Source organism: Candidatus Profftia tarda (assembly GCF_904848675.1).
GTDB lineage: Bacteria > Pseudomonadota > Gammaproteobacteria > Enterobacterales > Enterobacteriaceae > Profftia > Profftia tarda.
The window spans coordinates 163,635-180,053 of sequence record NZ_LR890047.1; the positions used below are offsets into that span (position 1 = coordinate 163,635).

At 30.7% G+C, this 16,419-nt stretch carries 8 protein-coding genes; 3 read left to right on the forward strand and 5 right to left on the reverse strand.

Going from position 1 to position 16,419, the window contains the following annotated elements:
* Positions 1-466: 466 nt before the first annotated feature.
* The 5 genes from lnt to ydiK all read right to left on the reverse strand — a co-directional run bounded on the left by lnt (position 467) and on the right by ydiK (position 7,234).
* Positions 467-2,005: an apolipoprotein N-acyltransferase gene (gene lnt, locus KTT71_RS00390; RefSeq protein ID WP_216782521.1), complete on the reverse strand. Its 1,539-nt coding sequence runs from the start codon at positions 2,003-2,005 to the stop codon at positions 467-469.
* A gap of 5 nt (positions 2,006-2,010) precedes the next feature.
* Entirely contained in the window at positions 2,011-2,898 is an 888-nt protein-coding gene (gene corC / locus KTT71_RS00395; protein ID WP_216782522.1) for a CNNM family magnesium/cobalt transport protein CorC, read from the reverse strand.
* Positions 2,899-2,993: 95 nt separating this feature from the next.
* A complete protein-coding gene (gene ybeY / locus KTT71_RS00400) occupies positions 2,994-3,452 on the reverse strand; it encodes an rRNA maturation RNase YbeY (RefSeq protein ID WP_216782523.1) in 459 nt (152 codons plus the stop codon).
* A 1,345-nt stretch (positions 3,453-4,797) separates the two neighbouring features.
* A complete protein-coding gene (gene erpA, locus KTT71_RS00405) occupies positions 4,798-5,142 on the reverse strand; it encodes an iron-sulfur cluster insertion protein ErpA (RefSeq protein WP_216782524.1) in 345 nt (114 codons plus the stop codon).
* Between the two features lie 988 nt (positions 5,143-6,130).
* On the reverse strand, positions 6,131-7,234 hold the full coding sequence (gene ydiK / locus KTT71_RS00410; RefSeq protein ID WP_216782525.1) for an AI-2E family transporter YdiK: 1,104 nt from the start codon (positions 7,232-7,234) through the stop codon (positions 6,131-6,133).
* Between the two features lie 1,921 nt (positions 7,235-9,155).
* On the opposite strand from ydiK, the gene zwf reads away from it, so the two are divergent.
* The 3 genes from zwf to metK all read left to right on the forward strand — a co-directional run bounded on the left by zwf (position 9,156) and on the right by metK (position 15,267).
* Entirely contained in the window at positions 9,156-10,607 is a 1,452-nt protein-coding gene (gene zwf, locus KTT71_RS00415; protein WP_216782526.1) for a glucose-6-phosphate dehydrogenase, read from the forward strand.
* Between the two features lie 91 nt (positions 10,608-10,698).
* A complete protein-coding gene (gene pgl / locus KTT71_RS00420; RefSeq protein ID WP_216782527.1) occupies positions 10,699-11,394 on the forward strand; it encodes a 6-phosphogluconolactonase in 696 nt (231 codons plus the stop codon).
* A 2,727-nt stretch (positions 11,395-14,121) separates the two neighbouring features.
* Positions 14,122-15,267, forward strand: coding sequence for a methionine adenosyltransferase (gene metK / locus KTT71_RS00425; RefSeq protein WP_216782528.1), 1,146 nt, complete (start codon positions 14,122-14,124; stop codon positions 15,265-15,267).
* The last annotated feature ends 1,152 nt before the right edge of the window (positions 15,268-16,419 follow it).

A 16,419-nucleotide genomic window follows, 5' to 3' on the forward strand; every position in this document is an offset into this window, starting at 1 on the left:
ATCTCATAAGATTTCCAGATGTGTATTGATTCTATGCTCTTACATAAATAAGAAAGCAAACTTGCTACTCAATTATCTCATATATTTTGAATAACGCTAGTTATATGCATGCTATAAGCTCGTAATCTTACTCTTAATGCAGAACATCTACGATATCATATTAACGTATGCCGAAAAAGGTATGATAATCGGAGAAGATAATACTATTGATATAATGCAATTTCTTAATGCAAAAGTATTAATCTTAAAATTGAGGATAAGTCTCCAGATAAGATAGGATATTAAATGATAATTATTCTGATGATTAATATGAAATTAAAGTCCTCACATGATTTAAGATATAATATGTATAGCATATAGATTAAATCATAGTTTTTTTCTCATCTTCAGTATTATATAACTCTTAAAATCCTAAGTATTATAGAAATATGATTTTATTCAATATGAATTATGTAAAATAATATATTTATTTAAAGAAAAAATTAATATTTTTTCGCCCTACAAATAGTGCTATGATAGACATCATAAAGGTCAATAGCCATAATGGAACATAACCAAATCGAGAATAAGGTGTTAAGCAAGTGGTTGGAACCATAGTAACATCTAAAATTTGACGTTCAAATTGAGGTATTTTAGAAATAATGTTTCCTGAAGCATCTACAGCTGCTGTAATACCGTTATTAGTGCTATTTAATAACGGTCGACCTAGTTCTAAGGCGCGCATGCGCGCCATCTGGAAATGTTGCCACGGACCTATGGAATGACCAAACCAAGCATCATTAGATACCGTTAGGAGTAAATCAGTGTTAGATAAGAAATTAGCACGAACCTGTTCTCCAAACACTATTTCATAGCAAATAGCAGCCGTTATTTTATAGCCTTGTACACTAAGTTGTGGTTGAATATAATCACCGCGACTCAAGGACGACATAGGTAAGTTGAACAATGGAGCAAGATATCGTAGTAGATGTTTGCATGGCAAGAACTCACCAAATGGTACTAGATGGTGTTTATTGTAGCGATTTTTATTTTCATATAAATAATCTTCTTGATCTCCTAGAACAATCACAGTGTTGTAATATTTTGTTCCAAATGCAGATTCGCGATCATGAATAATTCCTGTAATCAGACTGCTATGATGTGAGCGAAATAATCTATCAAGTATTACAAGAAAATTATTCTGATTCCTCTCAGTATCTGAGATACTGGACTCAGGCCAGATAATTATAGTATTCTGATTTAGACAAGAAAATGATTTCTCAAGATAAGACTGTAGCGTAGTCATCAAGAATTTCGGATCCCACTTAATTGATTGATCAATATTTCCCTGTACCATTCTAACATTAACAGATTTATAATCCTGATTCTGATACCATTGAATTTTGCGTAGCGGTAAAGAGAATAGCAATAAAGAGATAGCTGTAATGGCTGGTATTACTTTGCGGTTTGATGCTGAAAGAAGCAATAAGCCGCTGATTGTGATCAAGAGATAGGTGACTGTCTCTACACCTAAGATTGGTGCTAGACCTTTAAGAGGACCATCTATTTGGCTGTAACCAAATTGCAGCCAAGGAAATCCTGTAAAAATGTAACTTCGGAAGTATTCAGTAAGATGCCACACCGCCGGAGCTGCAACTACTAAACGCCAAACGTTAGAATGGGGCCAAAAATAATTCAGTAACCCACTAAATAACATAGGATAAATTGAAAGATATGATACAAGGATTATTACTAGTAATATATTAATAGTAGTTGGCATACCGCCAAATTTCTCTATACTAAGATAAACCCATTGAATTCCAGTACCAAAGAACCCCATACCCCATAAAAATCCTAATATCATAGTATTTTTGGTATCTCGATTTAGCGTGATTGCAAGTAACCCAAATACCGAAACAATTGCTGCCGGCCAAAAATCATATGGAGAAAAAGAAAGAGTGCCAACTGCACCTAATATTAAAGCTAGGCAACTAATCACCCAATTATATTGAAATAATAATAACATTTGTTCTATGAATCTTCTAAATTTAAGATAGGATCAGGAGATTCATCGGGGATTTTTATATGAACCTGTATAATACGACGGCTATCAACTATAGCTGCTTTAAATTGATAGTTTTCTATTACAATGCTTTCACCACGTGCTGGCAAGTGTCCAAATGCCTGCATTATCAAACCACCTAGGGTATCTACTTCATCATATCTGAAATGAGTTCCAAAGGACGCGTTAAAATCTTTAATCTGAATAAGAGCGCGTACTGTATATATTTTACGACTTATCTGGCGTATATCGCGATCTTCTACTTCATCATATTCATCGTCTATTTCACCTACTATTAACTCGAGAATATCTTCAATAGTTACTAAGCCTGAAACTCCACCAAACTCATCTATAACAATAGCCATATGATAACGTTGTGATCGAAATTCTTTGAGCATTCTGTCAACACGTTTACTTTCTGGAACAACTACAGCAGCGCGCAATACTTTATTTATGCTAAATGGTTCCGCAGAACTTTGCATAAACTGAAGAAGATCTTTTGCCATCAAAATCCCTTCAATGTGATCTTTATCTTCGCTAATCACTGGAAAACGAGAGTGAGCAGATTCTACTATGACATCTAAACATTTTTCTAGCTTTTGATGACTTTTCAGCGTGATCATTTGGCTGCGTGGGATCATAATATCTCGAACACGCTGCTCGGCAATATCCATAACGCCTTCTAGCATATCACGAGTATCAGGATCGATCAGTGAATTCTGTTCAGAATCACGGATCAGTTCAACTAAATCTCTACGATTTTTAGGTTCGCTATGAAAAAGTAGATTGAGAATAAGAGAAAAAAAACCTTTTCTGGGACTAGGGGTATCGTTGTTTTGCGAATGATCGTCGCTCATATTATTAGTTTGTATTTACCTATAATTCGTGCTTCATTGATAATGGTCATCTAGTTTTTGCGGGCAGTTAAAACAAATATGTTAACGTGACTATTTTAATATGCGTAAGGATTAGGATATCCCAATGCCTGCATTATTTCAGCTTCTAAAGATTCCATCTCTTCTGCTTCTTTATTTAGTATGTGGTCATATCCTAGTAGATGTAGAGCGCCATGGACTACCATGTGTGCCCAATGTGATATGGGTGTAATGTTTTGCTCTTTTGCTTCTCTTTCAACTATTTGACGACAGATGATGATATCTCCTAATAGATCAAGGTTAACGTCTTCAGGACCTTTAAATGAAAATGATAACACGTTCGTTGGTTTATTCTCGCCGCGGTAGGTCATATTCAGTGCATGGCTTTCATGGCAGTCAACCAAGCGCACAGTGACTTCTATTTTTTTCTGACACTGCCTGAGGCTAGCTTCTAGCCAGTGATGAAAATAATCTTTATTAGGTAACCCATCATTATTTTTGCAGGCGACTTGTAGATCTAGTGTTATATTACTCATCTTAATCTTTTAAAATAAAATCATGTCAGAAAATTTGATGATATTATATTCTTTGTTGTTATAACTGCTATTTATTCAGAACTTCAGAATTTTATGAATTAAAATTTTTCTGATATTTATCATATAACTTTGTGAAGATTAGTATTATGTAGAATAAGGCACGAACTAAGAAGATCCCAATCCGGAATTTCTGTTTCAGAGAAAACTCGAGGGGATTTTTTTATATTTTATAGAATAATCTTTGCTCATATTATGTCTAATAAAAGCTCAATGATAGGCTTGCAGTAATTCTGAAAAGTATTACGATCTAGTTTAATTAAAAGAATACTCATATGCCTCTTATTAAGGCATAATATCGATGTCAAACGATATTGTAAATATTAGATCGCAACAGAAGAGGATTTATTTGATCATAGGCATCTAGTTTATCTCTATGTTCTATAAATTTTTTATAGTTTGATTTATAATTTACATAAGTGTAAATAAGTTCATTTTTACAATCTTAGTCGTTATAAATACTTTATGCAATATACTACATTTACTTAGTATAACATAATGTTTCTTTTAAATATCCCTAATACTATAAACCTTTTAAGATTGGTATTATACATAATTTATTAACTGAGTATCTTCTTTAATGGGTTTTAATGTTTAAGTATATCATTGATTACTTCTTCAATAAAATTCTAGATGATATCATGACGGTGCAGCATAGATATTGCAATAAATTTTAAATTTATATCGGCAGACTTTTATGGAGTGCTCAGAGAAGGGTAAAAATAATAAATTTATTCATTTAATAGATCCATTATCATTTTTGAATATTGCTTAAAAGTACTATTAAGATGGATAATGCTCATTTTCTATCGATAGACTAACGTCTAAATAATCACGAATAATATTGTCAGCAGATGTATTTGCCTAGATGTTCTCCTATTGTCAATAGATTAATAGTTACGTGAAATTTAATGATAGAAACTAAATTCTAAAAAATATTTGTTTATAATATTATTAGTCAACCTAATATATTGATCTATTTAATAAATTTTTAGATATATTATTATCAATAACGAGCACTTACTTGCTTAATAGTATTTAGATAGTTAAATCCGTAATAAGATTCTAAAAAATTTATTATTTTCCAATTTATTTGATGATCCATGTATGCCAATGAATATTATGCTTTTTCTTATAAAACAGAGAATAATTTTCTAGAAAAATAATCGTACTTTATATAATAATAACCCATAAAATTTCTATAATTTAAGCTATATACTTAAGTATATAGATATTGCTGAAGTTCGTTCTCATAAAAACTTTGATCTAATAAAAATACTCTTAAATGTTAGACGCTAAAGGATAATCCACAGCTGCATGTAGTCTTGGCATTAGGGTTTGTAACAATAAATTGTGATCCTTCTAGTGTTTCAATATAGTCAACAGATCCATCAAATAGATATTGTACACTAATCGGATCAATAATCATCATAACACCATATTGCTCAATAACTATATCTTCCTCATGAACTTTATCGTCTAACGTAAAACAGTACTTGAATCCACTACATCCACCACCGTTAATGTAGACTCGCAGCTTAATATTAGATCTTTCTTTGTCTGGAATGAGTACCTTTAATTTATTAGCTGCAGCTTCAGTGCAATGTAATGGCAAAGTAATATCTTTATTCATTTGTTACTCCAAGAACTGTTGGTAAAGAAAGTATTCTATATTTAATAGTTATTCAAATGTAGAGAAATATATTGAAATAATGCTGATTCTCATAGTTATTATTTAGTGATCGATAATATGTCTGTAAAAGTCTATCTTGTCAGTAATGGTGTCTTTTGAAGTTGTTAATGATCATCATATTAATGATCCATTGTTAATACTAAAGCATCTTTTATGATCTCTACAATAAATAATTTTTTTAATTATAATGGTAATTTGTCTGATCCTATCTGTATCTAAAGTTATATATAACAAAAAATAATTATATTAATTGCTCATATCATTGTATTTGCATTTTTACTGTTTATAACACGCAGAGTATAGGATCTAGATCAAATAAGACAGATACTTAAATTTATTTTTGTTATTTTGTTAGATTGTTGCATTAATTTCTCTTGTTATTCTAAGGAATATTTTTAATTATAATATTTTGTATTAGCAGCATAGCTTAGAAATAGATCTCATAAACATATATAATGCATTGCAATATACAAAATATGGAGTTAGAATAAATATTGCAGTTTATATAGTCCAGACCATAGAGTAATTTTGTTCACTTATTATCATTTCTATAGAGAGGTTAACTCTCTAGATTTGATGCTCTTGATATTTTTGTTAAAATTTTATCACTATGGTTGATTAGACAAATACAGGATATGATGGTATTTAACCTATGGTAGACTAGCTTTGTATTAGTGTTTTTATATATACTCCTGATGATTGCATCAGATATTTATGGCTATTTATTTTATGATTTTTATTTGTAAAATAAAAATATATTTTAAGAGAATGATCTATATTCATCAATAAATGATGAATAGGATTTTTATTTTATAAAAAATTATATCTTACATTAAAGTTATACATATTAGTCTGACCATCACATGCAAGATATGTTACATGTTCATATAATTATGATGGTCCTCACTTCATAAAAAGATGTATGATATTACTTATTATTTAGTTTTTGAACAACTGGCTTTTCCTCTAAGTCTAGCTTGGGAATTTCATACATCCATGAAGATATTAAAAGATAAGAAACTGCAAGTACAACAGGGCCTATAAAAAGTCCTATCATACCGAACGCCAGTAAACCACCTATCACTCCTGATAGGATAAGGATCGTCGGTAAAGTTGCACCCATTCGGATCATCAATGCTGGCCGTACAAAATTGTCCAATGTACCAACTATACAACTCCATACTATAAGGAGAGAGCCTCGGGTGCTCTCTCCAATCCAGTAAAGCCATAAGATAGCAGGAATTAGTACTAATAACGGACCAAGTTGTGCAAGACAGCAAATAAACATGAATACTGTCAGTAGCATTGCGTAGTCGATACCGCTGATAGTGAGTCCAATACCGCCTAGAATTGACTGTACTAGGGCTGTCACGACAACGCCTAGTGCAACTGCACGAATAGCTTTCGTTGCTAGAGTGACAGCATCTGCTCCACTTTGAGCAGCTAAACGTATTGCAAATTTACGGACACCTAATGCTACTTCTTCTCCTCTACTGTATAACAAGGCGCTAAATAATAGCATTAGCGAGCAATGCAGTAAAAAAGATCCAACGTGAGCCACTTGTGCCACAAACCAGGTAATTGTTTGGCCAATGTATGGCTGAATCTTAGATATAATGATACTACTTCCACTCGTTAAAATAGAATGCCAACTCTTATATATTCTATGACCAATGGCAGGAATTTTTTCAAGAAAAAGTAGATCGGGCATCGACCAGTGTTTAGCTGAGGATGCCCATACTAAAATAGGATGACTATTATCGATTAAGCTACAAATAATTAAAGCAATGGGGAGAATTAAAAACAGAAGCAGTAAGATCGTCATAATGCAGACTGCTATCCAGCGCTTACCGCAAAATATATTTTGTAGCTTTATCAGTATAGGCCAAGTCGCAATGACTATCATGCTAGCCCATGTAAATTCAAAAATAAACGGCCTGACCACCCATAAACAGGAAAATATCATGAGCGATATAAATAAAACCCCAAAGATTATTCGGGGTAAATCGTATTGTTTAATATTGTTATGCATTTTCGATTCATTCCTACAAAAATTTTTAGTCCTTCATTCTTATAATAATCTATCGTATATCAAAACTTGATTATATCATGTATAATCATTGCTAATATTTTTTGGAATATACATTTAAAGATCAGGCATAAATTATAAGAAATATAAATAGGTTATCTTCTATTTACATGCATAGGAATTGGCAATTCCTATCTAATATTAGGGAATATAAATACTATTTTCTGTTTAACTTGATATAGGTGGGTTGTATACTTTAATCTTATAGAAAATTTGCACCTGCATTCTATTTCTAACACTTATTCAAAAACCTTTCAAAAATATTGCGAGGTAGGATGTAGAATGAATAATATTATGATCTGAGAGATAAGAATTTTTTAGAGATCTGATAATCACCGAAGGCTCTTATAATAAAAGATATAAGCTAATAACTGTAAAGAATATTAATTATAAGATATGATCATATTTCTATATTTATATCATCAAGCTTTACCAAACATCTTGCTGTGACTCTGTAATTAATATTTTCATAGTGTTTATAAATAACCTGCTGTATGTTCTTATACGCAAGGTTAATATTGAAATATTTTAATACATATTGCTACAACATTCTTTTCGGTTCCTTTAAATGTTACACAAAGAAATAGCATACTCTTGTTTGAGAAATAGCAATACTATTTTAGAGTATACTCTGCAACAGTTAAGTAACAAAATTTATTATATAGAGATGGTACATGGTGACAACAACCTGATTGGATTGATCTCATCCCATGAATTATTGGGATGTTTTATGTATACATGTGGAAAACAATTAATAGTTTCTGTATATTAATGTATGCTATAAAAATCCTATGTAGAGGATCTCAAGACTTAGAATTTGCGATTACTCTATATATCAAGAATCCTTTAAGAAATATATTGATATTGAAAAATAAGTTAGTGCCAAGTAGATAAAAATTGTATAGTGCCATTAAGTATATAGTTGAATGATCTATTTTATCTGTGTGCTTTGACTAATTTATATACAAATTTAATTTATTATTGGGTTTATCTCGTTATAATAAGCACCCTCAATTTTTCTTTATATTCCTTGTATTAAACTGAGATATTCTCTTAATTATAATATTATTTAGCACATTATAGTTTTTATATTTATTCCTATAAATATGGGTTGTATTCATGAAATCATATACCTTAGTTTTGTCGAAAGGAGATTCAATATTTTATCTAAAAGACTATTTCTTCTATTTTTGTACTATAAAATTTAAGCAGTCTATCCGCTATAATAAGACATCATGCATTCAGACAGATAGCTAGAAATATCAGATTCGATTGATTTATTTTATTTTGGTCTCATTTATTTTGCGTGCAGATAGATATTAATTGGCCAATAATGCAAAGAGATGAAATAACAGAGATCCATTGCGTTTATCCCTTTTATCTTATCAAGATCATTTTATGGATATCATCTATTTGTTTTTAATTTTTATTAAAAATATTCTATTTCGATAAATTATATAAATCTATTAATTAAATGAACAAAATACTCATCGATTAATAATCTTTTAAATATTTTTAGTATTATCATACTAATATTAGTATATATCTCTATATGATAGTAGTTATTAATTGCATTAATAAAACGTTTTCTCTGCTTGGTAAGCTATGATTTTATTAATTATTATAATCCAGTAAATTATAAGTGCTGAGAATAAATATAATATTTCATTAGATTAAAAGAGACAGTTATTTTAATTACTTTATTATAGGTAAATACCATATGTTCTTCGGTTCCAGATATACTATTTTGATTAGAGAATATCTGATATAAGATTGATTTAATAAGCCAATTTTATTGATATAAATATTTCATTATATAAGAGAAGCAATAATATTGCGAGTATCCTGCAATAAGGAGATTAATATGGAACTGACGTTAACAGCGCATGCCTGTGACGTAGTCATTTTCGGCGCAAAGGGCGATCTATCCTGCCGTAAACTATTACCTGCCCTCTACAAATTAGAAAAAGCTGGTCACATCCATTTGGATACTCGTATTATTGGCGTTGGTAGAGCAGCATGGGATAAAGATATATATAAAACTGTTGTTCGTAAATCCCTGGATACTTTTCTTGAAGAAAAAGTTGATGACATCCTTTGGCTTAGGTTAAGTACACGCCTGTATTTTTGTGACCTTGATGTGCATGATACTCATAATTTCATAAATCTAGCTAAAATAATAGATCAGAAAAAAAATATTAATATTTATTATTTAGCAATGCCACCAACCACTTTCGGTGCGATTTTCAAAGGTTTATATACATCAGGATTAAATAAAAAAACAAGTCGTATTGTCATGGAAAAACCTCTTGGTACAGATTTACAATCTTCACGACTCATAAATAATGAGCTGGCTAAATTTTTCGATGAATCTCAAGTGTACCGCATTGATCACTACCTTGGTAAAGAAACAGTTCTAAATTTAATGGCATTGCGTTTTGCTAATTCCTTATTTGCTAATAACTGGGACAACAGCATTATTGATTACGTGCAGATCACCGTAGCTGAAGAGGTGGGAATAGAAGGACGTTGGGGATACTTTGATTCAGTTGGTCAGATGCGTGACATGGTCCAAAATCATCTACTACAGATCCTTACTATTATTGCTATGTCACCACCCTCTGATCTCTCTAGTGATCGTATTCGTGACGAAAAAGTAAAAGTATTACGTGCTATGCGTCGTATCGATTCTTCTAACGTTCGTGATACTACAGTGCGTGGTCAGTACACTTCGGGAATTATTCAAGGCAAGAAAGTGCCGGGCTATCTAGAAGAAAAAGGTGCTAACAAAAACAGTCATACCGAAACCTTTGTATCTATTCGAGTAGATATTGATAATTGTCGGTGGACCGGTGTTCCCTTTTATTTGTGTACCGGTAAGCGTATGTCATACAAATATTCTGAAGTAGTTCTTTTTTTTAAGAACCCACTGATCAATTTGTTCACTGAGTCTTGTAAAAATCTGCCGCGTAATAAACTGAGGATCCGTTTGCATTCTGATGCAGGTATTCAAATTGAAATCCTGCATAAAATGCCAGGTATAGAAAACAAGTACCGGTTGCAAACAACCACATTAGATCTTAAGATTTTAGATATCTGTCATCAAGCAAATTTACCGGATGCTTATGAGCGTTTATTGCTAGAAATAATGCGCGGTATCCAAGTACTATTCGTTCGTCGTGACGAAGTTGAAGAAGCATGGAAATGGGTTGATTCTATTGAGGAAGCTTGGTCTACCGATAATGAATATCCCCAGCCATACGAAGCGGGAACTTGGGGGCCACGAGCTTCTTACAGAATGATCCCAAAAGAGTAAATCATAAAAATATAACATAAGTTAAGAATTTTAGAGTATACTATAATAGTACGCTTATATTGAATGAGTATTTCAAGTTAGGAGTATATACATGATTAGTTTTCAGGAATTTCCTAACGTAGATAAAATCAACAAATATTTTTCTGAAAAAATTGCTGTAGCCTTGAGCAACATGGTGTCACGTCATGGAAAAGCTAGCTTAGTAGTTTCTGGTGGCAGTACGCCATTGGAATTGTTTAAATCTTTAGCTAAAATAAACATTCAGTGGTCTAAAGTTATAATAACTTTAGCAGATGAGCGTTGGGTCGATCCAATTGATGATTCTAGCAACGAAAAGCTAGTGCGCGAATACTTACTAAAAGATTATGCGTCAGATGCTGAATTTATTAGTTTAAAAAATAATTGCGCGAATCCTTTTACTGGATCCTTATATACTGAACATGCGCTAGATGCTATTGCGCGTCCGTTCGATATTGTAGTTCTAGGTATGGGTGATGATGGACATACTGCGTCTTTATTTCCTGGTGTAGATAATTTAGATACGGCTCTTTCGATGAATTCTGGGAGAATTTGCATTGGGATAAGACCAATTACTGCAAGGTTCGATCGTATTACCTTAACACTGCCAGCGCTACTTAATAGCCGCAATATTTACCTATATTTTACAGGAAATACTAAGCTTGATATTTATCAGCGTGCGACCCAAGGAACAGATCTGAGTGAGCTGCCAATCCGTGCTATTTTACAACAAAATACAACACCGGTGCACGTATATTGGACATCATAAATCAGCAGGGATGAATATTGCTAGCATGTACGTAAGTCTTCACATTTTTATTTATTGCTATTTTATTTTTTATATAAAGAAGTTTATCATGCTCAAAATATAATATATTTTTAGATATCCCACATATCAACTATGGATGATATTTTTCTTATTTTAAAGAAACAATAAAAATATTTTTGCCTTTATAGTCAAATTTAACATAGATGCATTGATTCAATAACATATATAATTTAGCAGGTATCTAAAAAATAATAATTATCTGACTTTAGTCGATAATGCAATAAGTTATCTCACGTTAGTTATCGCAAGCGCTTAAATGGCAGTGCTTTAGAGTGATGAATGGCATGGGAATATATTAATAAAATGTTAACTATGCTATTTTATATATTATATCTAAAAGATAGATATTTTTTGCTGCAGTCTTATGCAGTGACTACATTTGATAATTATCATTTTCTGAATTGACTCTAATCAAGTTCCTAAATGGTAATTAGTCTGATTAAGTTTTCAACTTAATATTACTTATCTATTATTATTTATTAGAAATAGATCTAATAGAATTTTTGCGTTTCTTAGAACTGTTTTAAATTTAGTGTTATTTAGCATGAGCTAGCTCTAGGTTATGTTATTGATATTAGTTACATCAAGGCAGCGGCATTCATATGCAATCTCCTCGGTACTGCTTAATGATAGCTATTACCAGCCCAAGGAATTAATATAGAATAAATTTATTACATAAATATAAAATAGTTTACAGTATAATGGAAGAGTAAGCGTATATTACAAGATCTTTCCTTTTATGGAAGCGTATCTTATTCTTAATATGTCGCCTGTAGTTAAAAATAAATATTAATAGCAAGAAACTTCATTGTAATTTGATTTACCACTTGATATTGATATCTTATTATATTTTTGAGCTTTAATCTATATTATTGATCTATAATGCAAAGAAATATATGGATATAACAAAGCTTATTTTATCAATTATTAAAAAAGTTCTGTTTCAGAATGCTAGTGTTTTAATGTGCTCTTGAATCACTACATAAAATAAATTAAGAAATTAGATAAAATTTATATCTTTTTAAAAGAAACAAAGAACTTCTTTAATGGACTAGCTAACATGCATTACTGCAGTATCTTATAAGTATCAGATACATTAAAATCTAATAAGGATCTCTTGATATTATTCGTTACTATAAAGCTGTCGTACTGATAATATCTTCCAGGTATTTGCCTATTATAACATGCATTGACTTATTAAGTATATGCTAACTTATTAGAAGTTTGATTTGTTATCATCGCATATCCTTAAATTTATATTTTTATTTATCAGTATTTTGTGAACTAGTGCTACTTAGGAGTTAAATTTAAATATAAATAGTTTAAATATAAAAGATACAACCTCTCTAGACTCCATAATAACTCAGTTTTACTGTTGTCAACAGGTAATACCTGTAATCTTATTTTATAATGTCTGATACATTCAAAACATAGATATATCTATATAATATTCCATGAATATCATGAAAAGTATGAACTGATATGTACTAGCTTGCATGTTCAGTGGTACCATAAAGATAAAATCTGATATAGCAGATAAACTGAAGTTATTAAAAGGAAAGATTTTATGTATCCGCTTTTAAGTTGGGATATAAGTAATATATATGATATTAATATTCTCTAGGAGCAGAATTAATCAAATTTATACAAGATAATATTATCCCTAAATAAAGGAGGTATTTATCAGTCATAGTTATCAATTTAGATATTATAGAGGATCTAGGAATTATTATATTATTATTTGATATTATTTCAGATATAATAGTATTTGATAAATACCATATATCCAAAGATGTTTTATGGAGTAATGAATTATATAAATGTATTTATAGATATATATAGTCTTATACATGCAAGATGCAGAATATAATTTGTATAATTTATAATACAGGATATTATGAATATTCATTAATACAATCAACCTATCTAAACATTAATTATTTTTAATGTGACGAATGAAACAAAGATATGCTGAGTTGTGCAGATAAAGATATCTTTTCAAGAGTTCTCTTAAAATAGGAGCTTTACTATTATAAGTATATGTATCATATCATGATACTAGTATCATCAAATATATTTTCTGCTGATCTGAAATATGTTGATGTATCAAGTTTAATTAATAATAAATAGAATGATATTTTTAAGAGATACAAACTACAATAATAAGCATAATACTTGACTAAAGAATTAAGTTTATTAAAGATCTTTGCCTCATTATAGCTGAGCTATTAGATATTTTTCGTAACTTAATAGATCTTATCATTGTAAATATTAATATCGTCTTTTGCATGAATATTGATAAATATCAATCTTTTCTACGCGTTTTAAATACTATTTTACATATCTCTCGCTAAGGGTTATCCATCTTTTTATAAGTTTTGATGCTATTACTAAATATTCATAGTGCTTAATTAGGTAGGTGTAGATATCAGTTAATGCTGATAGAGGTTATAAATAAAATTGATTAAAATAATAAAAGCATTTGTAGCAATCTAAATAAGATTAAGAAGAATATTTTCTTAATCAAATACCTGCTTTATTTAAATAATTATTTCTCCTATGATTAGGATCATCATATTTTGATTAATATATAAATCTTTAGAAAATCATTTATATATTAATCATTATATATTCATAAGAACCTTATTATATGAAGGTAATAACATAATGGGTAAGTATCTTTTTACTTCCGAATCAGTTTCTGAAGGGCATCCTGATAAGATTGCTGACCAAATTTCTGATACTGTACTTGATGCAATTCTAGAACAGGATCCTAAGGCGCGTGTAGCATGTGAAACTTACGTAAAAACGGGCATGGTACTTGTCGGTGGTGAAATCACAACTAATGCATGGGTAGATATTGAGGAATTAACGCGTAAGACAGTTGCTGAAATTGGTTATATCAGCTCTGATATGGGATTTGACGCCAATTCTTGTGCTGTACTAAGCGCTATCGGTAAGCAGTCTCTAGACATTAATCAAGGGGTTGATCGCATCGATCCATGGGAACAGGGAGCTGGTGACCAAGGAATTGTATTTGGTTATGCAACTAATGAAACTGAAGTCCTGATGCCCGCACCAATAATATATGCCCATCGTTTAATGGAACGTCAGGCTACAGTACGTAAGAATGGCACTCTGCCGTGGTTACGCCCAGATGCTAAAAGCCAAGTTACTTGCTTGTATGACAATGGTAAAATTTTAGGTATTGATGCAGTAGTTTTTTCAACTCAACATTCTGCTTATATTAGCTTATCAAAGTTAAAAGAAGCGGTAATGGAAGAGATTATTAAGCCAGTATTACCAGCAGAATTATTATCTGATAAGACTAAATATTTTATAAACCCTACTGGTCGTTTCGTTATAGGTGGTCCAATGGGCGACTGTGGGCTTACTGGTCGCAAAATAATAGTTGATACATACGGTGGAGCAGCTCGCCATGGTGGTGGAGCATTTTCTGGGAAAGATCCTTCTAAAATTGATCGTTCAGCCGCTTATGCAGCACGTTACGTTGCGAAAAACATAGTTGCTGCAGGTTTGGCAGATCGTTGTGAAATTCAGTTTTCTTATGCCATAGGTATTGCAGAACCTACATCAATCATGGTAGAAACTTTTGGTACAGAAAAAATACCTGCTAGGCGTCTAATTTTTTTGATTCGCGAATTCTTCGATCTACGTCCATATGGTCTGATTCAAATGTTAGACCTGATTCAGCCTATCTATCGCAAAACTGCAGTTTACGGTCATTTTGGTCGTGCATCTTTCCCTTGGGAAAGAACTGATAAATCTATCTTATTAAGTCAAGGATCCTAATGTGTCATAGGATTTCATATTTTATTTAAAATAATTATTATTTTAAATAAAATATAGCACGATATTAATAATGCATGATCTTGAAATAAAGTTTATAATAAAATAATAAATCAAGAATTATTGAATATCTGCTATCTTTCGTAAAAGAATTATATCTTTTCTATTTGCTAATATGATGCAGTAGGATAAATAATATTTTTAATTTTAAAATATTTTAATCGAAAAATATACTAGATTAGTAGTCAATTACTACTAAGAGTTTTATTAAATAAAAATCTCAGCAAGAGATAAGATATTATATTATCTAGAATAGATACACTAATATCTCTATAAGAGTACTTATTATACAAAGCTATTGTTCATTCAAATCTTGATTGGTAAAATAAATGAGATTAATAATCTACTATAGATTATTTATTCGCAGCATTTATTTTGTTAATAAATAATCTTCTTATAATTAAATTTCTTAGTCTTTGCAGTTAATATCTTCAAGTTATAATCAATGCAGTAAAGATATTATTAATGCATAATAATAATAGATTCAAGATTCTATTATTTAACTGTCGTTATCTTGTAAGATGATATTTATATCTAGGATGTTCATGACTGATGCAGTTCGAGAAAGATAATCTCAGGAGTCTTATATCAATTTAATCGTGCACCTGTCTACGTAATTAAACATGCATGTTTAATATCAACTTCTGTTTCGTCTTGCATGATAAACGGTACGCTAATAGCATAATTTATAGAAAAAATGCTTGGACAGAGAAGGTTTTTTAGAATTGAGCATGATGTCTATCATATCCAATTCATAAATAGTTTGTACATTTTTCAGGTACCTACTATTGCAATACTAGAGAATATACTTGAATCAAGCATTTTGGAAGACAATAAAATATTGCATCACTGTAATTATTAAATATCCATGCTGTCAGATTATTCTAGTATTTTCATAATGTTTCATTGTCCTCTGTATAGTTTATCTAGATTATTGTATAAGACTATATTATTATCAGTTCTTATAATAACAGTCTGAGTAGTTTATTGAATGTATGCATGTTATCTTAACACAGGATTTCTCTACCTACGACATACAAGATCTGCCATATCTTATATTTTTATGTTTTGTTGCCCCCTTATCTTAAATTGATT